Here is a 19,278-nt window from a genome sequence, read left to right on the forward strand (position 1 = left end):
GACCTCACGCGGCGCCATCGCCGACGATCTTATAACCGAGCCCGCGCACGGTCTGAATGCAATCTTCCGGCAGCTTCTTGCGTAACCGGCCAACGAACACTTCGATAGTGTTGCTGTCACGATCAAAGTCTTGATCATAAAGGTGTTCGGTGAGTTCAGTGCGCGAGATGACCTTGTCCTTATGGTGCATCAGATAGCTCAGAACGCGCAGCTCATGACTGGTAAGCTTGATGGCACTGCCATCAACCGTAACCTTGCCCGATTTCACATCTAGGCGTACCGGCCCGCAGGAAATTTCATTGCTCGCGTGACCCGCCGCGCGCCGGACGAGGGCGCGCACGCGCGCCAAGACTTCTTCCATGTGGAAGGGTTTGGCGACGTAGTCGTCAGCGCCCGCATCAATACCTTGAACCTTGTCGCTCCAGCGGTCGCGCGCCGTGAGCAACAACACCGGCATTACCCTGCCGGCGCGACGCCATGCTTCGAGCACCGAAAGCCCGTCCATTTGCGGCAGACCAATGTCGAGGATCACAGCATCATAAGGTTCGGTGTCACCGAGAAAGTGCCCCTCTTCGCCGTCAAACGCGACATCTACCGCGTAGCCAGCTTCCAGCAAGGATTCTTTGAGTTGGCGGTTGAGATTGACGTCGTCTTCGACAACCAGAATGCGCATCCGTTGACCCCGATAGAAATGACTTACTGCGCGCTCAATACCAAATTTTTGGCCTGACCGTCTGAGGTGAGAACAGCGATCACATAGACCATGCGCCCACCTTCATCACACACCTGCACATTCAAAATGTCCGCGCTCGCGTCGACGCCACCCGAAGCCAAGACGGCATCGAGAGATTTGATCTGCCCCGAGGACACCGCCTCTTGGATCTGGCGCTTATCGAGGCAGCTCTGGGCCGCAGCATCCTCCGTCGTCCCAAATGTGACGAACAGAGCCATAACGAGGGCCGCGGCGACAGCGAAAATGTTCAGGTTCGGTTTCATGAAACCATCAATACAAGCAGTTTGCTGAATGGGACCTGAATGAGGCAATCAAACGAAACAAACTGTATGGGCATAAGGAAAAAGCGCGCCACCCTTCACGGGCGACGCGACAAGTATCATTCAGCGCGGATGCAATGACAAGGCGCTAGCTCTGTGCCAACACCCCCTTCACGCTTTTGCGTAGGAACACAAAGGCCAAGGCCTCGATGATCAAATTCCCCGCTGACGCTTGGTCAAAGGCGGGCAGATCAATCCCCAAAAGCTGCGCCAGTCCCACCAGCAACATGATCGCAGACACAATATAGGTTTTGTAGCCGTCCAACATTGGAAATCCCTCCAGTTGCGTTGACGTCTGATGTTCGCCCGCCATGCCGAGAGCGGCCGTGCGGACCGCACTCACCCGGCGCGTCCACCCTTTTCCGAAAGTGACAAACGTTCCGAGTTTTCCGAGAAAGCCCATACGCTGATCACACAAGGCATTGATGAGCAGCCTTGGCCGGGCACGCGCCAAAGCGCCCAGCGTCACGGGGCCAATCATGCCGTCAGCCGCTACACCGAGACAGACTTGCAAAGCCTTGATTGCGCGGCTCGGACCGGAATTGACCGCATAGTCAAACACGGCCAGATCAACACCGGCGGGCATTTCTCCAGCACGACAGACGCGCCAATAGTTCGCCTCATAAATCGCCGCGGCCTCAGCGCGTGTCAGCGCCCGCACCGCCGCTTTTGGCAGTTGCGTGAACGGCACCACGCCCCGCCAATGCGCGAGCGCTTTTCGCGTTATGCCCATGTTGGTCGCGCCGCCCGGATCGAGCGGATGATCAAGATAGCCTCCCTCGTGGGCCAGAACATGCGCCAGGCAGCGCTCAAACCCTTCACTCATCGAACACTGCCTCCGCCTTGTGCCCGGCGCCAAGCAGCGCGCTCACCTGTTCGACACGCCAAGTAAAACTGCTGGGGAGGACGCCAAAATCAGCGATCTGCTGTACCTCGGAATACACAACTGAGGCTGTGCTCACCGCAAAGCGACGCACCTCAATGCCACTCGACACCACGCTCAGCTCATAAGCTTCCGGGATGTATTCCAGCGGCGGGTTCGCCCCGCTCCATCCATCCCCAACCGCACGACTGCGTCGTTTCCAAGTAAAGATGATGTCGTCATTGGGCTTTCGCTCTGCCACGAGATGTAGGGGTGCCAGAGGCAAAACCGGCGCGGTGTCTGGCAGAATGCTCAAGGCGACTTCTGTCAGCAGAGGTCAGATGCGCCGACGCCACAGTTCATCGCCCCTCCCCCGACTTCGCGGGAGGTCGGGTGGGGGCTCAAAGTCCCCGCAATCTCAGCCGCACATCATTCAGAAGCAGCTCCGTCAGTCCCCAGACGAGCGCATCCACCCGATCCGGCGAATGCCCCCCAGCCTTGCCATCAGGCCCAAAGGCGCAGAGCTCATCTTCAAGCGCCACCAGCCCCTCAACATGAAACACCAGCCCGCGCCCATAAAGTGCCGCCACCGGCTCCGCTCGTAGCCACTTGCCTCGGCTCGCCCGCACAGCCTTCATCGGCACTGAAGGATCAACCTGCTCGATCATCGTCCGCACCAGATCGCCGCCCTGGTTCACCTCCACCACGAGACAATCCGCCTGATGCGCGTGATAGGCCGTCACCGCCCGCCGCGCCCAAGCCAAAGGCGGCGCGGGTTTGAGCGTTGCGTCTTCCAGCACCACAGCGTTTTCGCCGATGCGCCCAACAACGATAATCCCGCACGCGTCTGACTTGGCCGTCACCGTCACCGGCGGATCCACTGCCACCACCACGCGGCCTAAACTTTCGGCCACACCGCGCTTAAACATCGCCCTTTGCCAGAGCGCATTGGGCAAGTCCTCGATCATCTCCCCGTCGAGTTCCTGCCGCCCCAGCACGCTCCCCTCGTAGCGCGCCACCACAGCGTCGAGAAAACTCGGCGCCAGATTTCGCGCATTGTCCGCGGTCCGCATTCTCACAGTCTTTGTGTGCTCGTCCGCCAACAGCCTTTTGATCAGCCGCGTCGGTCTGGGCGTTGTTGTCGCCAACTGCCGTGGACGATCCCCCAGCCGCAGGCCAAACTGCAACATGTCCCAAGCCTCCTCGGCATTGGGCCATTTGCCGATCTCATCGCACCATGCGGCCGCAAACTGTGGTCCACGAAACCGCTCCGGGTCCGAACCCGTCATAATCGCGGCCTCCACCCCATTGGGCCAGATCAGCCGCGACTTTCCGCGTAAAACAGGACGTTCCTCATCCGGATGCACCGCCAGCAAGCCGCTTTCGCCGCGCACCATGATGTCCACCGCCTCGGTCATGGTTTCGCCGACCAGCGCAATGGGCCCGATGCCGCGTCGCGCCAGCCGCCGCACCCATTCCGACCCGGCTCTGGTTTTGCCCGAGCCACGACCGCCGAGCAGCAACCAGGTCGTCCAGTCTCCCGGCGGCGGCTTTTGCTCGCGTCTGGCCCATTTGGGCCAGCAGAAATACATCTTATAGGCCTGCTCATCGGTGAGGCCGTCGACCCGTCGCGCGTTATTTTCGCTCGGACTGGTCAAGACGCTTGATCAGCTTATTGCGAATGTCCGCCATATCGCGACGACTGGGCGGCTCCACATTGCGTTCGCTCGCGCCCATCTTCAGCACGGCGTCGAGCGTCTTCACCTCAGCGGCGAGCAGTTTGGATTTCTGGTCGATTGGCATATCCGTCGCTTTCTCCAATGCGCTGATCTGGTTTCCCAAAAGGCGCATAATTCGAGCGATCAAGAGCGCTGCCGTTGGCGTGTCTTTTCGCGAGGTGGTCCAGAGTTGGTTCTCGCGTTTGTAGCGCACCTGTTTGAGTGAAATTCCGTGGCGCTGGCAGATCACGCGCGGTGAGAACGAATGGCTCTCATATTCCGCGCGAACAATGTCCCAGTTCGGCGTTGCGTTCCGAAACATCCCCTCGCCCCAGACCCAATTTCTTGATCATGCCTGAAAGCTACCATCTCTGCGTGACGCGAGGATAAGAGGGATAAGTTTTAGTCGATCTCGCCGTCCGGCAGCGCCACATAGATCAGCACGCTCATGATGAGGATGAATACGCGGAAGGCCGATTCCAGCCCGTTCCACGTTTCGGACATCCACATGCCAAACCACTCGCCGCCAATGGACATGAAGCCCACCTGCCAGACGAGAAATCCGAATGTTAGCCCAGCGATGGCCCAGGATTTTTGGCGGTTAAAACTTCCTGCGCTTGCCTTGCGTGCCCTATAAAGCCTTGCTGCGCCGACCCAACAAGCGACGGCAGTCGCCAGTTCAGCGGCAATAATGAGGATATAGGCGACGTGGTGCGCAATCTCATTGTCGATGGCGCGATAGGTGGTCCCTGCGTCAGGAAACACCGTATCCATCGCCAACACATGCTGCACGAACGCAAAGTTTGAGCCATAGTCGGTGATATTGCCGAAGGCCACGAGGCTCGCATAAAGCGCCACCGCAGCAACAGTGATCACCTTGCTGATCCTGAGCACAAGCATTCCCGCCTCCATTATTCCGTGCGGGTTATCTGACCCGAGTTCTATTCGCCCGACTTGGTAGACGACTCGTCCCGCCGAAGCGATCTCGCGTTTATGTCAGGCCCCAAATATGCGCTTGGCTTCCAGCGACAGGCCAAGCCCAACACTCCCCAACACGTCGGTACGGATCACCTCAGCCTCGGGGAAGCGGGCCTGCAATCGGTTCGCTACCGCCGGAACCAGCGTCGAACCGCCGGTCAAGATCAAGCTGTCAATGTCAGACGCCTTCACCCCGGCCTGCGCCAGTGTTGCGCCAATGGTGGTTTCGAGCTTGCCAATCGAGTCATCAAGCGCCTCGGCCAGCTGCTCGACGCTAATATCGGTGCGGATGCGGCTACCGTTTACGTCGAAGTCGAACGCCGACACGGGCTTATCCGAAAGCTCAATTTTGGAGCCTTCCACCGCGCCAATCAGCCGATGTCCGAGCCGCTCCTCAACGAGCGTTATCATCGTCTCGACCCGCTCCGCTTCCACAGCTTCCCGCATAGTCGAGCGCAGGTCTCGAATAGCCTGTGCATCATAGAGCCGGTTGATGCGGTGCCAGGTCGAGAGGTCATAATAGGGCGCAACCGGAAGGTGACGCTTCCCGTCCTTGGTCATGCTCCCCAGGCCGAGCTCGGGCATTACCCGGCTCATCGCCAACAGGCGGTCAAAATCCGTCCCCCCGATATGAACGCCGCCCGTGCCCAGAATATCGTCGGAACGGTCAGCCTTGTCGGCATTGCCCGGCGCAACCTTCACCAGCGAGAAGTCCGAGGTACCGCCACCCAAGTCAATGATCAGCGCCAGACGCTCGCCATTGACGTGACGCTCGTAATCCAGAGCGGCCGCGATCGGCTCAAACTGGAAAGCGATATCCTTAAACCCCTGCGCGCGTACGGCGGCTTCCAACTGGTCTTGCGCCTGCCGATCCGCTGCCGGATCATCATCCACGAACTGCACCGGACGGCCGAGCACAACCTGTGTCAGCTCATCGCCCAGATGCGCCTCAGCGCGCTTTTTCAACTCAGCGACATAGGTGCCGATGATATCGCCATAGCCATAGCGCTTGGCTTTGATGCGGGTCGTGTCGTTAAAGAGGCTGGTGCCCAAAACGCTCTTAATCGAGCGCATCAAACGCCCTTCGGCGCCGGTCACATATTCCGCCACGGCATCGCGGCCAAAGTGGATTTGATTGTCTTCAAAGCTGAAGAACAGAACGCTCGGAATGGTCGCGCTTCCATTTTCCAGCGGCACCAGATGGGGCTGGTTGTCAGCGCCAATCCGTCCAAGCGTAGAGTTGGACGTGCCAAAGTCGAGGCCGCAGGAAAGTGTCATAGTCAAGCTGTCCGGAGAAAGCGCGCTTCAGCGCGTTTAGAGGACGGCTCTCATAGCGAGGGATGGCAGGCCAGACAATCGCCCAATTGTCACGCTGCGGTTTTTCGCTCCTGCGATGGACGGAAATCCACCACTTCAAGGCGCGCCAAGCCACGGCGCTGCGCACGGCGCACGGCCATGTTGGCTGCGTCCAGCACTTCACGATCGAACGCCCCTTGCGGATTGACCACGGCTAGACCCATGCTCAGCGTGACCTGACCGGCGTGGCTTTCCTTGTTGGCGATCGCTAGTGTGCGCACGCCCGCAGCGATCTTTGCCGCGATATCACGGGCCATCAAATTGGGCATGTCTGGCAGGACAAGGACAAAACCGGCGCGACCATTGCGCAGGCACGCCTGCTCATTGGGCACGTGTGAGCGGATCAAGTGCTCCAATTGCTCCAGGCAATCTTCCACGCCGTTGCGTCCGTAAGACGAGAAATAACTGGCGTAGACGTCCATTTCGAGGGCGAGAACGCAGAGCGAGACCTTGCGCTCAGCTGCGCTTTCCCAGGCCCGACGCAAGCTTGCGTCGATCCGTTGCGCTGGGCGAAGCTTCTTTCCGGGACGTTTGGCGATCTCGGCCTTGCCATAAGCAGGTTCAGAACCACCAGGAGCACGGCTCAGCGCTGCGCGCACGCGCGCCCAAAAGCCGTTGTCACCACTCATTGTCACCCGATTCATATAGCCCGTTCCTAGGCAGAAGTCAGTTGCCCACAGTCAACACAGGTTTCAGTTAACACAAGGTAACAATACCTAGTCAGATGTGCTCGGGCGGCTCCCATTCTGGCCAATCCACAGCATGTTCTTCCCATTCTTCCGGGTCGACTTCACTTTCGAGATAAGTCCGCCCCGTTACCGAAACTCCCACATCAATAACTGTTTGCGGGTCGCCCGAAACAAGTGGGTGCCACCAGGCCAGCCCTTTTCCTTCCGCAATACGGCGATAAGCGCAGGTCGTGGGAATCCACGCGATCTCTCTCACGTTTTCGGGAGTGAGCTTAATGCAGTCCGGAACAATAGCTTTGCGGTTCGGATAGTCGGTGCATTTGCAGCTGTCCCCATCCAGCAATTGGCAACGCACGTCGGAAGTGATGAGGGTTCCCGTGTCCTCGTCTTCCAGCTTGATCAGACAGCACCGCCCACACCCATCGCAGAGCGCTTCCCACTCGGCCGTGGACATTTCTTCGAGTGTCTTCTCTTCCCAAAAGGCCATGTTTACTCAAACTGTGTTATCGTGGGGCTGGAAGAAATACTTGGGACGAAACCGTCCACGGTCATTTTCCAGTCACACCATTGCATAATGCCTGTGTCCCAGACAAATACTGGGACGACGCGGCGCGGGACCAAATCTTGCAAGATCCATTCTACATCAAGGAAAAGAAGCGAAAGCCCCAAAGCGGCATGTTGGCCGCCGACGCTTGGCTCGATTCTTCCCTTTATGAGTTTTGGAACGCGCTTGGTCGAGGCTATACGCGATTTCAGGACTTTATGTCCCGTTTTCATGTCACCGGTGTAAAGCGCTTCGTCGTCGAAATCCTGTCCGACGCCTTTTCCTTTGGGGCCATCGGCGCGGTGCTCATGACCGCCCTCGCCCTCCCCGCCTTCGACATCACCGATCGCGGAGCCTTCAATAAGGCCGAGGATTATTCGGTAATCTTCCAGGATCGTTATGGCGCCGAGATCGGCCGCCGCGGCATCCGCTCCGACGATAGCGTCGCGCTCGACCAAATGCCCGACTATCTGGTCAAGGCTACGCTAGCGACCGAAGACCGACGCTTTTACGAACACTTCGGCATTGACGTCGTCGGCACGCTGCGCGCCCTCATGAGCAATGCGCAAGGTGACCGTGGCACGCAGGGCGGCTCGTCCATCACCCAACAGTTGGCCAAAAACCTTTTCCTCTCCTCAGAGCGCACGCTCGAGCGTAAGATTGTTGAGGCGTTTTTGTCGGTCTGGCTCGAGTGGCACTACTCCAAGGACCAGATTCTCAAACTCTATTTCGACCGCGCCTATATGGGCGGCGGCAATTATGGCGTCACCGCCGCCTCTGAGTTTTACTTTGGAAAGCGCGTTCAGGACATCAACCTGTCCGAAGCCGCCATGTTGGCGGGCATGTTCAAGGCACCCGGCAATTATGCGCCCCATATCGACCTTGCCGCTGCGCGTGGCCGCGCCAATCTGGTGCTCACCAATATGGTGGCTGCCGGCTTCCTCACTGAAGGCCAGGTGACCGCCGCACGTCGCAATCCCGCAGCCGCCATAGATCGCCGTAAAGACATCGACTCCCCGAACTATTTCCTCGACTACGCGTTTGAGGAAACAAAGAAGAAGATCGAAGAACGCGCGGCCAACGGTAATAATTTCGTCGTCCGCACGACAATCGACACAACGCTGCAATCCTATGCCGAGGAAGCCATCACCTCGGTTATCCGCGACTCTGGCGAACAGTATCGCGTTGAGCAGGGTGCGATGGTGGTCACTGATACTGAAGGCGCTATCCGCGCTATGGTTGGCGGGACCGATTACGCCAAGAGCCAGTTCAATCGCTCGATCGTCTCCAATCGCCAACCCGGCTCCGCCTACAAGCCCTTCGTCTATGCCGAAGCGATGGAGCAACTTGGTCTCAAGCCGAGCGATCGCATCTCAGACGCGCCCGTGTGCATCGGCGATTGGTGCCCGCAGAATTATGGCCGCAGCTATCGCGGGCAAACCACGCTCATCTCCGCTTTTGCCTCGTCGATCAACACCGTCCCGGTCACGCTTTCGATCAAAACCGGCCGCGATAAAATCGCCGAATTGTCGTATCGCATGGGCCTCCGTCAGGAATATCCAGTCACGCGTTCCCTCGCCCTCGGCGTGGCGTCGGTATCTGTGCTCGATATGACCAGCTCCTACGCGGTCTTTGCCAATCATGGCTACAAGACCCCCGCCTATGGTCTGACGCGCCTTATCGACTCCCGTGGCGAAACCGTTTGGGAATATGACGAAACCGTCCCGCGCGAGCGCGTTCTCTCCGAGCAGACGGTTGCCTATATGAATGAAATGATGCGCGCCGTTGTCACCTCCGGCACGGGCCGTCGCGCGCATATTGATGGCGTGCCCACCTTGGGCAAAACCGGCACCACCACTTCGTATCGCGACGCGTGGTTTGCAGGCTTCACCGGCAATTATGTTGCCGCTGTGTGGTTCGGTAACGACGATTATCGCACCACCAATGATCTCACCGGCGGTCTTCTGCCGACTGTCGCCTGGCAGAAGTTCATGGCCTATGCCCATACCAATATCGCGGTAAAGCCCGTCTTCGGCATTGAGTTTGACTTGCCAGAAACCCTGATCGCCGCAGCACCGGAAGAAACCGAAGAAGAGATCGCGCAACGACCGCCCAATCTCAAACCCGCTGCCGCCAGCAAGCTCCTCGACCTCGCCGCGCGCCTCTCGTCCAGCCAGTCATCGGACCAGCTTGCTACAGCGCCATCGGCCGACAGCCAGCCGACACTCTAATCAGGTCACCCCTCCCGGCCTTCGGCGCTAAATTTTCGCAACATTCAATATACAGAAGACACCACACAATATCTTCAGTATTTGGCCGAATCTATCTCCAGACAGCCGAACACATACTCATCAACACCCCAGAAACAAACAAATCACACCAGACTTTGTTGCATAACCGCAACTACGGGTAAATCACCAGAACCACACTCAGAGTCTAGTTTTATTATTTACTGACAACAACTAAGTCAAGATAGGCGCCAGGACACAATTCACAACACCCAAACACAAGATACACTTCATATTCTTGAAGTCTAAACACAATCATGGAACCATATGGACCTCAACCAATGGGCGAGGGCTAAATGTTCAAGAAACTTGTTATTGTAGCCGCTGCTAGCGCAGCAGTTACTCCTGCAGTCTTTGCTGCAGACTTGTATACTCCAGTTGCAGACCCACCAGTTTACACCGCGTCTGGCTTTGACTGGACCGGCATCTACGCCGGCGCCGTCGGCGGCTATGTGTGGGGACAGAGCATTGTATCAAGCACAGGCTTGACAGACACAACTACCGTAAACCCTTCTGGTGGCCAATTCGGCGTTACAGCAGGCATGAATGGCCAATTCGAGCAGTTCGTTCTCGGTCTAGAAGGTGAAATTCTCTGGTCGGGTGTCACCGGAACAGCTGGCATTGTCGGCCTGACCGTTGACGACATTCTAACTGTTAAATCCGATTGGCAAGGTGCAATCAAGGCTCGAGCAGGCGTGGCATTCGACCAAGTTCTTGTCTATGCCCACGGCGGGATTGCATTTGCAGACTACCACGCAAGACACGACGATAACGGTGTATTTGTATCAGATTACCGCACGAGCCGCACTGGCTGGACCGTTGGCGCCGGCGTTGAAATGGCTGTTACTGAGAATGTTAGCGTTAAAGCAGAGTATGCCTATTCCGACTTTGGAAAGTGGTCCGGCACTGACTCACTTGGTAACGCACACGACTTCACTCACCACACCCACGCGATCAAAGCTGGTGTGAACTTCCACTTCTGAGTTCCTCCTCCCGTGCATGGGGTGATTAGGGCAGCTTCGGCTGCCCTAATCTTTTCAGCGGTTCCAGCACCTCGCCCCTTCCGAAGCAGCCGCGCGGTTGCTACAACTTCCTAGTCTGCAACAGCTTCGGTTCCTGTCGCCCATGCCCTATTTGCGAATGAGCTGAGCGCCGTGGCCTTTGTCCTCCGCCTCCTCGTTGCTATCGCCGTCGCGCTGAGCATTGGCTTTGGCCTGAGCTACTACGCCCTCACCGATGGCCGGTTCATCGCTGCAAACATGCTCGGCCCTTGGATCACCTGGCAAGATGTCGGCGTGCCGAACCCAAATCCCTATACGCGCAGCCAGATTGCTCGCGAAGGCGCGTTGCAGCTCGGACGCAGCGAAGGCCTGCGCTTCACCGCTGCAACAGACAGCGCTGGCAAGCCTCTTGATCTCAGCTGCACCTACCGCATCTCTGGCCGTGTTCCGATTTCGAGCTTTTGGACTTTGTCAGCCGTCGACAGCGACTCGCGCAATCTGGCCGCACCAGGCGAAGACCTTGCCTTGCGCTCCAGCGAGCTCGTCCGCGACAACGACCGCAGCTTCCGGATTTATGTCGGCCCACATGTCATGCCGATGAACTGGCTTGAACTCGCCGGCAGTGGCCCATACGAGCTGGTGCTCACGCTCTATGACACCACGGCCTTTTCCGGCTTCACCAATGACACGGTCATGCCCTCCATCACCGAGGAGCATTGCCCGTGATCCGCAGTTTTCTCTGGCTCTTAGGCGGCGCCATTCTGGGCGGCATCATCCATATTGTGGTGATCCTGTCCTTGCCAAGCTTGGCCGAAAACACCTCGTGGACCCGAATTTCAGCCCTCGATGCCGATCACAAAATGCTGGTCCTACCTGCCATTACGGCTGGTGGTGACAACCCATTGCAGCTTGATCCCGAGCTCGTCTACGGCATTTGCAAAATTGACATCAATGAGGCGCCCGCCTTCGTGCAAGGCACGCTGCCCGACGCATTCTGGTCTGTCGCCGTCTATAACTCTGATGGCATCATCACCTATTCGACGACCAATCGCGATGGCATCGGGCAGACAGTTGAGCTCGGAATGTTCAACTCAGCCCAAACCCAACTCCTCGCCCAGCAGCAGATTGAAGTGTCGCCCAATCTCTTGGTTGTAGAGATGGCGCATAGCGAAGCGGTTGTCGTCGTCCGCGCCGCGCCGCCGCATGACGTTATGCGCCCCCGCTTTGAAGTTGCCCTCGCCGCCGTCAGCTGCGGCCCTCGCCCATGATGAATTCTGAGACTTTCGACGCCCACCTCTCGGCTATTGTCACGCGTTACCGTGCCGATGTTGCCGAGCCCGGTGAACATCTCGCCCTACTCCGCTGGCAGATGGACAATAACCACCGCCTTGAACTGCGGGATACTTTCCCCGGCCATATCACCACTAGCGCGCTGGTGATCTCGCCGGCCAAAGACAAGATCTTACTCATAGATCACGTCACCATCGGCCGTTGGCTGCAGCCCGGCGGGCATTATGAACCCAGCGACAGTTTCTGGGCCTCGGCTTTGCGTGAGGCTGTTGAAGAGACCGGCGTTATCGGCGCAGTGCTCCACCCATGGCACAAAGGCGATCTCCCGCTCGTGATCGACAGTCACGACGTGCCCGGAAAACCCGCGCGCAATGAGCCGCCCCACGTCCACCATGATCTGCAATATGTGTTTGTCGCCAGCGCCGACCAGCCTCTGACGGCCCAGTTGGACGAAGTTCACGCGGCCCAATGGCAAGACTTTTCTGCCCTGACCGCAATTTCCGCCCGCGCCGCCAAACGCATTCTCGCGCTTTAAAACAGCGCCAGCCCGCCCGACACCGTCGCCAGGCCAAGCACGACCAGCCAACTCGGCACTTTGGCAAAAACCAATAGCGCAAAGCCGATCAGCGCCAGCCCGAAATCCAGCCAGCTCCCAACGCCGCTGATAAACACCGGGTCGTACAGGGCTGCGGCGAGCAAACCGACCACGGCAGCATTTGCCCCTGCCATAGCCGCTCGCGCTTGTGCCTTTGCCGCCAGCGCCGCCCAAAAGGGCAAAACTCCAATCAGCAAGAGCATGCCGGGCAAAAATATCGCCACAAGCGCAATCGCAGCGCCCGACACACCATGGCTCAGGGCGCCCAGATAAGCCGCGAAGGTGAGGAGTGGCCCGGGCACGGCCTGCGTCGCGCCATAACCAGCGAGAAACGCATCCTTGCTGACCCAGCCAGAGCCCACAACCTCTGCCTCGAGCAATGGCAAAACCACATGCCCGCCGCCGAACACCAGCGCACCCGCGCGATAGAACGCGTCGAACAGCGCTACGCCGTCCCCCGCCCCCGCCAAAAGCGGCAAGCCAACCAACAGCACGACGAAGGCGAACAGCGCCCCAATACCAACACCCTTTGACACCAGCGGTAGTGCGTCGCCCCCCTTGCCCGCAACATGACGACAGACCACCAGCCCAAGCAGCCCGCCAATCACGATGGCCGCCATCTGCCCAAAACTGCCGCCGATCAGCACCACCAGTACAATCGAACCCAATGCTATGGCGACACGCTGCAGGTCCGGCGTCAGGCTTTTAGCCATGCCGTAAACCGCCTGCGCCACCACAGCGACAGCAACAAGTTTGAGCCCATGCACAATCCCCTGCGCCAGCGGCCCCTCAAACGCGGCAGCACCGAGCGCAAAGAGCACAAGAAGAATTGCGGATGGGAGGGTGAAACCGACCCAGGCCGCCAATGCGCCGAGAGGACCCGCGCGTTGCAACCCTAGGGCGAAACCAAGTTGGCTCGATGCTGGACCGGGGAGAAACTGACACAGCGCGACCAGATCGGCGTAAGCGCTCTCGCTCACCCATTGACGCTTGGTCACCAGCTCATCGCGAAAATAGCCAAGGTGGGCGATAGGCCCACCAAAGCTGGTCACACCGAGCTTTAAAAATGTGAAAAAGACTTCGGCGGGCGTTCCGCGCTTATTCTCCCTCGTCACGCCCACCCCGTACTCACATCATTTCGGAACGATGTTCTCTCGATCAATCGCCATAGTCTGATAACGCGACGGTATTGTGAAGCTTGGCCCACGATTGCCGCCAGTGCCACCATCACCGCAGAAGTCATGACGGTTGGCCCGGTCGACCCAAGGCCGGAGCTTCCGCAAGTTCTCATCGACGCCCATCGATTGCTCATGCGGCGTTTCCACCAGCAAATGATCAAGCGCATAGGAATAGCTGAGATAGCGATAATTCAGTGCCCGCACGAACCAGTCGATATGCCAATCGTTCTCAGTTTTGCGCGCCTGCATATTGGTGCGCACATCGGTCCCAACAGCTGGCAGACTAGACGCCGCAATCTGGCGCTGGCGATCGACTTCCACCACTGCACAAATCGATGCGAAAGTGCTGCTGACCGTATCAAGATCGGCCAGAATATGCCGACCAACGGTGGAATAGCGGGTCCGCGACGAGTTGTATTGTTCGTTGCGCAGCCAGTTGTAATAGCGTTCTTCGGTGAACCGGAAGTCGGTGGCCGAACTCAACCGTGTCCGTTGCAACTCCACCGCGCCGTCGAACAGCCAATCCTTGCTGTGCGCAGCCGTGACGAAGCGCCAAGTGCGGTTATGCATTTCCCGCTCTTGGTCCGTCATGTTGAAGTTGGACACCGGCTCCTTGCGTATCTTAGCAATCACACCACCAACAGCAGGCATTGCCGTATCATGTGTAAAACTGGGCCGCGCCCGGCCGAAGTCGCTCACTGGTCGCGCAACGCAACCGGCGAGAGCCGCAGCCACAATCGCGCCAAGGACTAACCGCTGGCCGATTCTAAAAATTCTATCCGCGCTTTCGCTTGCGCCTTTTGGCATCTAGGTTCGTTTCAGGTGTTAAAGAGCCGCGTTCGTAGCGCACCCCAGTAAACAGTAATATCTGGGCGTCAACGCTTTTCAGTTGTGGCTTAGTCTGGCGCCTTCTGCGCCCGTCTATATGCAACACATCAGCCAAAATGGCCTCCATTGTGCGCCACTCCCCCTTTCCAGTGAGGGCAGCGAGTTGGAAGTTGATCGTCCTGCGCGACGCCCCTCGCGCAAATGCCATTAAGAGATCGTCAAGGTTAACAGCCTATTAACGAATTGCCAGCAATGGTGGGTCAGCATCGGTTTTGATGTAAATTGTGATTCAGTGGTTCCGCCGCAAATGCTTGGTTTTCAGCCGTACGAGACATTTCAGCTTCTGATTGAAACGGGTGGTGTCGATCGCACCAACACGCTGCTCATCGCCGCGTGTGATGCATACGCCCGCCGCGGCAAGCCAACCATTCCCGAAATGGAACAGTTTGAAACTCTGGCAGCGCGCCTCTTCCCGGCCGCGACAGATCAGGCTCGTTCTAAGGCAGCGGCCCTTCTCGGGCGCGCCGAACATCTGTCACCCATGCTCGAAAACCTCGTCATCGAGAACATTGGCGACGATCTGATTGATTTCCTGCGCGGCGCGCCGGAACTGTCCGAACAGACCATGTTCACCCTGCTCGAGCGTTTCGGCGCACCGGCGGCCGCAGCCATCGCCACGCGTGGCGACATGACCGACGCCGTCTTGTCCAAGCTCTTCCAGATGAACTCGCGCAAGGTCTATCGCGCTCTCGCAGCGAACCTGCACATTGTGCCAAAGGGCGCATTTGTCAGCGCCTTGGCCCGTTCGGCGACCATGGATCACCTGGTTGCAGAAGCTCTCGGCAATCGCGAAGACTTTGACGCTGGCCTGCTCGCACCGGCCTTCTTTGACCTTTCCGATGAAAACCGCATCAAGGTCATTCGCTCTTTTGCCCACCGCTCTACCCCAGTGGCTCCAATCGCCCGCACCATTGAGCAGCTCTCCGTCGCTACGGCCGATCTGACCAAGGCGCTGATGAAGCTCTTTACCGAGAACCGTCGCCCCGAAGTCACCAAGCTCTTGTCGCAGATAACGGGTCTGGATGAAGTGCGGTGCGGCCAGATCGCCCACGACGTGACCGGCGCATCGCTTTTCGTCATCCTGCGCGCTTTTGGTGCGACGTCTTACGATGGCTTGAAAGTGCTGATCCACGCCACCAGCCAGGACGGTGATCGTTCCAAGTCGCTGGCCGAGTTTGCCATCCTGTTCAATGACATAGCTCCGGCCTCAATGGCCTATCTGATGAGCGCTTGGCGTGGTGAAGTGAACCTGCTGGAGCTGACCAAGCCAGAATACGTGCCACTCAATCAGGACAGCAAGCGGACCGCCAAGCTGGCCACTGCGCACAATGCCATTGTCGATCAGGCAATCGATGCTTTGGCCAAGATTGGTATTCGTCGCGCCGTTTAACGCGGCTCGACGATATCAATACCCGGGTCATCCCCGCGCATATCAAGGCTAATCACCCAGAGATCGGGGTCAAATTCGGTCTCTTGGTTGATGCGATCACGCACTTTGAGCGGGTCCACATGGGAAAAGCGGCGCTGGAATACCAGCCCCACCCCATCTCCGGCGCGCAACATGGGCGCAGGCGTAAACAGGCTCCGTGTTCCATCGAGGTGATCGATCTCGATGAAAACCTGCCCGGCGATGGGGTCCCCACGCCGCGCAAGCACACACATATTGCCCAGATCATTGTGGCGGCGCACAAACGCCATGCACCACAGATCGCTTCTGAGGCGTCCCACTTAGATCGTCGCGCCCGCAGTCACCAACAGATCCACCAGATCAGGCTGAACCTGGCCGGTCATCTTGTAGCGATGGAAGTTCTCGAACTCACGGATCGCGCGCGCCGTTTCCGGGCCCGGCTTGCCGTCGATTGGCGCTCGGAAGAACCCGAGGCTGGCCAAGCCACGCTGGATTTGCATCACCAGTTCTGCGTCGTTCGCAGGCAAAACCTTCACGGTTTCAGCAACCGGCGTCGCGGTCGCAGCAGGTGCAGGAGCCGCAACTGGAGTTGGCGGCTGAACAGGCTCTAGCGACGCGACAAGCGTCGGCGCGGGCTGCGGCGCAGGCGCGACCACAGGCTGAGCCATCTGCGCAACCGATGGAGTCGGCGTTGTTGGCGCGGCTTCGGGCGAACTCATATTGGCCAAAATGCCATCAATTGTCGTCGCTGCGGCGTGCGCAACTTGCGGCTGCGCCTGAACCACTGGCGCGACTTCCGGCGTCGGCGGCGCAATTGGTGGCAAAACGACAGCCTGCGGCTGAACAGGCGGCGCGATCATTTCAGGCTGCGGCGCAGGCTGCACCACCGGCACGGGTGCTGGCGCATAATACACCTGCTGCACTGGCTCTGGCGTGCGGATTGGCGTCGTAATCGCCTGTTCCTGCACGGGCTGCGAACGAGCACCAGACACACGACCTGCCGCATCAGAATTCAGAATAGCATCGACAACCGATTTGTCAGCCGAACCCGTTGGGTTCATCCCATTCCGATTCTGGAACTGGCGGATAGCAGCGGCGGTCTGTGGACCGTAATAGCCATCGACCTTGCCAGCGAACAGCTGCAATTCGACCAGCTTCTTCTGCACGGCGAACATCTGCGCATTGCCCACTGGCTCGTCCGGCACCGCGTTCTGCACAGGCGCACTGGCATAGGTAGGGGTCTGCGTCGGCTGGGTCAGAACAGTCTGCTGTGCTGGCGCGAGTGCGACCTCTTCCAATGCAGGTCGATCGACAACAGGCGTCGGCATGACGGCATTGACCTGGCTGGTCTGCACGAAAAATGGCGACGGATGTTCGGTCGTTTGCATGAACAGCGCATTGCTGCCCGCCATTGCCGACAGGGTCACCATGGCGAGAACAGCCGTGGATGCCAATGGCGCGCGCATATAGCGGTCAAACGACCAATAACCAGCCTTGGTCAAGGTCGTAACCACAACGCTCCCCGCCATCAGCGGAAGCTGGGAAAGGGTGTTCGTTGTCATTGTGCTTTTCTTTTTTCGCTTGGCCATGAGAGTGTGGATGCAGCCTGTGGCTCACGATGAAGAGGAAGGACTTCGGCGGTTTCAAGGCCACCATTGGGTCCTGCGATCGGCAGGAGGACGGTAATCGTCGTCCCCGCCCCGATCTCTGACATGGCACGTAATGTGCCCCCGTGCAGTTCGACCATTCCCTTAACGATGGAGAGGCCAAGCCCCGTGCCTTCGTATGTGCGGTTCAGGCCATCTTGCACCTGGAAGAAGGGTTCGCCAATGCGGGCGAGTGCCGCTGGTGCCATGCCGATACCATTGTCTCTAACCGAGATATTGATCGACTGGCCCTGACGCTTGACGGACACCGCCACATCGCCGCCTTCATGGCTGAACTTTATGGCATTAGAGAGGAGGTTGATCAGAATCTGGCGGCAGACACGCTCATCAGCGTGCAGTGTCGGCAGGCCCTGCTCCACATCCGTACGCAGCGAGACGCGGCGCTCCTGAGCCATTGTGTCGACCATGGACACGCAAGCCGGAACAATCTCTGCCGGAACCAGCGGCTCGGCGTGAATTTCAAACTTGCCCGCTTCGATACGCGACATGTCGAGCAACATGCCCACGACGTCGAGAAGGTGACGACCGCTCTGCTTGATCAGTGTCGCATATTCCATATGCGAAGGCGAAAGCTCGCCACCGATCCCCGAGGTCATCATTTCAGAAAAACCAACCACAGCATTGAGCGGCGTCCGCAGTTCATGCCCGATGGTGGCGAGGAAACGCGACTTAGCCTGCGAGGCATCTTCCGCAGCGCGACGGGCTTCGCTCATCGTCACTTCGGCATCCTTGCGCGCCGTAATATCGCGCAGCAAGCCAATAACATCGTGACGACCAGCCTTAGCTTCTTCTTCTAGAATGGGCGAAAGCTGAATTTCGCACCACACGAAGCGCGGCACATTGGAGTTCGAGCGTGGGTCTTCCTGGCGCACACGCGCTTCAATCGTGCGGCTGCGTCCGCCTTCAGAAGCATCGGCGAATGCGGTCAGGAACACAGGGCGATCCAGCACATGCAGACGCTCGCCGAGGCCACGACCGCTGATCTGATAGCGTGGGCAACCAAACAGGCTTTCCGAAGCGCGCGACGCAAGCAGCACGATGCCGTCAGTACCAAAGCGCAGCACCGCGTCCTGAACATGCTCCACCAAATGGCGGTATGCGTTCATCTGCGCCTTTTCCTGGCTGTCAGCCCGCTGGCTGACGCAGTGCGCCGAATAGGTGACGATCCCGCAGCTCACGACGAAGGCCAACATGCCCGCGATCTGCAACGCCAGTGCACTGTCCATAACGCGCGGCAAGCCAAGCAGCGAAGCGCTGATGCTGATCATCAGGATTGGCGCCAGCATGATCCAGCTGACAACACGCAGACGCGTCTTGGTGGTCAGTACGGCCAGAACCGGACCGAGCAGCGCGACCGCAAGGCCAGCGTCGACCAGGGCGCGATCAGCAACGGAGAGCACCAGGCCAGAGGCCATAAGAACTGTAACATTGGCAGCAGCAGCGGCGTCATAGCGGCCCGCGCGCACCATAGAGAGCGCGATCAAACCACCTGCCAGCACGCTTGCCGCCAGAATAAAGGCAACGCCCGAGCCCGACACTAGGCCGTAAACAGCGGGGAACATGCCGACCAGGGCCACGACGATGAAAATGCGTGCGGTATTTCCGATGGCCTGCAAGCGCATGACTTCTGGGAAACTACCCGTGTCCAGCGAGGCAAGGGTATTGCCCCATTTGGCTCCGAAGAGACTGAAGTTACGCATCAACACACTACTCACACTACCGACGCCTGTCTGAACTGTTGGGTTCAGATGTGGGCTCTGCCG

The 19,278-nt window shown here is 58.6% G+C and carries 21 protein-coding genes; 6 read left to right on the plus strand and 15 right to left on the minus strand.

Annotated elements, in window-relative coordinates; translation table 11 throughout:
- Positions 1-4: 4 nt before the first annotated feature.
- The 10 genes from JHL21_RS07230 to JHL21_RS07275 all read right to left on the minus strand — a co-directional run bounded on the left by JHL21_RS07230 (position 5) and on the right by JHL21_RS07275 (position 7,143).
- Positions 5-673 carry a response regulator transcription factor gene (locus JHL21_RS07230; protein ID WP_169194675.1) on the minus strand — a complete coding sequence of 223 codons (669 nt, stop codon included), beginning with the start codon at positions 671-673 and terminating at the stop codon, positions 5-7.
- Positions 674-696: 23 nt separating this feature from the next.
- Complete coding sequence (locus tag JHL21_RS07235; protein WP_200212734.1) at positions 697-996, minus strand: hypothetical protein; 300 nt, start codon at positions 994-996, stop codon at positions 697-699.
- Between the two features lie 145 nt (positions 997-1,141).
- Positions 1,142-1,879, minus strand: coding sequence for a glycoside hydrolase family 108 protein (locus JHL21_RS07240; protein ID WP_200212736.1), 738 nt, complete (start codon positions 1,877-1,879; stop codon positions 1,142-1,144).
- The gene (locus tag JHL21_RS07245) at positions 1,872-2,231 is read right to left on the minus strand and encodes a hypothetical protein (RefSeq protein WP_200212738.1); all 360 of its coding nucleotides are present in this window, start codon (positions 2,229-2,231) and stop codon (positions 1,872-1,874) included. Before JHL21_RS07245 ends, JHL21_RS07240 begins: the two co-directional genes overlap by 8 nt.
- A gap of 85 nt (positions 2,232-2,316) precedes the next feature.
- On the minus strand, positions 2,317-3,573 hold the full coding sequence (locus JHL21_RS07250) for a DNA-packaging protein (RefSeq protein WP_254081967.1): 1,257 nt from the start codon (positions 3,571-3,573) through the stop codon (positions 2,317-2,319).
- Positions 3,551-3,955: a hypothetical protein gene (locus JHL21_RS07255; RefSeq protein WP_200212740.1), complete on the minus strand. Its 405-nt coding sequence runs from the start codon at positions 3,953-3,955 to the stop codon at positions 3,551-3,553. Before JHL21_RS07255 ends, JHL21_RS07250 begins: the two co-directional genes overlap by 23 nt.
- 80 nt (positions 3,956-4,035) lie before the next feature.
- A complete protein-coding gene (locus tag JHL21_RS07260; RefSeq protein ID WP_200212742.1) occupies positions 4,036-4,533 on the minus strand; it encodes a DUF2165 family protein in 498 nt (165 codons plus the stop codon).
- A gap of 96 nt (positions 4,534-4,629) precedes the next feature.
- Complete coding sequence (locus tag JHL21_RS07265) at positions 4,630-5,889, minus strand: Hsp70 family protein (protein WP_169194669.1); 1,260 nt, start codon at positions 5,887-5,889, stop codon at positions 4,630-4,632.
- 89 nt (positions 5,890-5,978) lie between these two features.
- Entirely contained in the window at positions 5,979-6,611 is a 633-nt protein-coding gene (locus JHL21_RS07270; RefSeq protein ID WP_200212749.1) for a diguanylate cyclase, read from the minus strand.
- Positions 6,612-6,687: 76 nt separating this feature from the next.
- Complete coding sequence (locus JHL21_RS07275; protein ID WP_169194667.1) at positions 6,688-7,143, minus strand: YcgN family cysteine cluster protein; 456 nt, start codon at positions 7,141-7,143, stop codon at positions 6,688-6,690.
- 137 nt (positions 7,144-7,280) lie between these two features.
- Between JHL21_RS07275 and JHL21_RS07280 the strand changes: the two genes are divergently transcribed.
- The 5 genes from JHL21_RS07280 (at position 7,281) to JHL21_RS07300 (ending at position 12,314) form a co-directional block, all read left to right on the plus strand.
- Positions 7,281-9,431 carry a transglycosylase domain-containing protein gene (locus JHL21_RS07280; protein WP_200212751.1) on the plus strand — a complete coding sequence of 717 codons (2,151 nt, stop codon included), beginning with the start codon at positions 7,281-7,283 and terminating at the stop codon, positions 9,429-9,431.
- A 353-nt stretch (positions 9,432-9,784) separates the two neighbouring features.
- Positions 9,785-10,471, plus strand: coding sequence for an outer membrane protein (locus JHL21_RS07285; protein WP_200212753.1), 687 nt, complete (start codon positions 9,785-9,787; stop codon positions 10,469-10,471).
- A gap of 171 nt (positions 10,472-10,642) precedes the next feature.
- Positions 10,643-11,215, plus strand: coding sequence for a DUF1214 domain-containing protein (locus tag JHL21_RS07290; protein ID WP_200212755.1), 573 nt, complete (start codon positions 10,643-10,645; stop codon positions 11,213-11,215).
- Complete coding sequence (locus JHL21_RS07295) at positions 11,212-11,757, plus strand: hypothetical protein (protein WP_200212757.1); 546 nt, start codon at positions 11,212-11,214, stop codon at positions 11,755-11,757. Before JHL21_RS07290 ends, JHL21_RS07295 begins: the two co-directional genes overlap by 4 nt.
- Positions 11,754-12,314, plus strand: a complete 561-nt coding sequence (locus tag JHL21_RS07300; RefSeq protein WP_200212759.1) for an NUDIX hydrolase — start codon at positions 11,754-11,756, stop codon at positions 12,312-12,314. Before JHL21_RS07295 ends, JHL21_RS07300 begins: the two co-directional genes overlap by 4 nt.
- On the opposite strand, the gene chrA is transcribed toward JHL21_RS07300, so the two are convergent.
- Positions 12,311-13,489: a chromate efflux transporter gene (gene chrA, locus JHL21_RS07305; RefSeq protein WP_367948164.1), complete on the minus strand. Its 1,179-nt coding sequence runs from the start codon at positions 13,487-13,489 to the stop codon at positions 12,311-12,313. The genes JHL21_RS07300 and chrA overlap by 4 nt on opposite strands.
- Positions 13,490-13,507: 18 nt before the next feature.
- Positions 13,508-14,359 (minus strand): hypothetical protein, encoded by an 852-nt coding sequence (locus JHL21_RS07310; RefSeq protein ID WP_200212763.1) that lies wholly within the window; start codon positions 14,357-14,359, stop codon positions 13,508-13,510.
- A 328-nt stretch (positions 14,360-14,687) separates the two neighbouring features.
- Between JHL21_RS07310 and JHL21_RS07315 the strand changes: the two genes are divergently transcribed.
- Positions 14,688-15,830, plus strand: a complete 1,143-nt coding sequence (locus JHL21_RS07315) for a DUF2336 domain-containing protein (RefSeq protein ID WP_200212764.1) — start codon at positions 14,688-14,690, stop codon at positions 15,828-15,830.
- Here the strand turns inward: JHL21_RS07315 and JHL21_RS07320 are convergent.
- From JHL21_RS07320 to JHL21_RS07330, 3 genes are read right to left on the minus strand one after another with little or no spacing between them, the layout of a single operon-like run.
- Positions 15,827-16,168 (minus strand): DUF1491 family protein, encoded by a 342-nt coding sequence (locus JHL21_RS07320; protein ID WP_367948165.1) that lies wholly within the window; start codon positions 16,166-16,168, stop codon positions 15,827-15,829. The two genes, JHL21_RS07315 and JHL21_RS07320, sit on opposite strands and share 4 nt — an antisense overlap.
- Complete coding sequence (locus JHL21_RS07325; protein ID WP_200212767.1) at positions 16,169-17,410, minus strand: peptidoglycan-binding domain-containing protein; 1,242 nt, start codon at positions 17,408-17,410, stop codon at positions 16,169-16,171.
- Positions 17,407-19,215 (minus strand): PAS domain-containing sensor histidine kinase, encoded by a 1,809-nt coding sequence (locus JHL21_RS07330; RefSeq protein WP_199531433.1) that lies wholly within the window; start codon positions 19,213-19,215, stop codon positions 17,407-17,409. The genes JHL21_RS07325 and JHL21_RS07330 overlap by 4 nt, the downstream gene beginning before the upstream one ends.
- Positions 19,216-19,278 lie beyond the last annotated feature (63 nt).

The sequence above is a fragment of the Devosia sp. WQ 349K1 genome (genome assembly GCF_016595685.1).
In the GTDB taxonomy this organism is placed as follows: Bacteria; Pseudomonadota; Alphaproteobacteria; order Rhizobiales; family Devosiaceae; genus Devosia.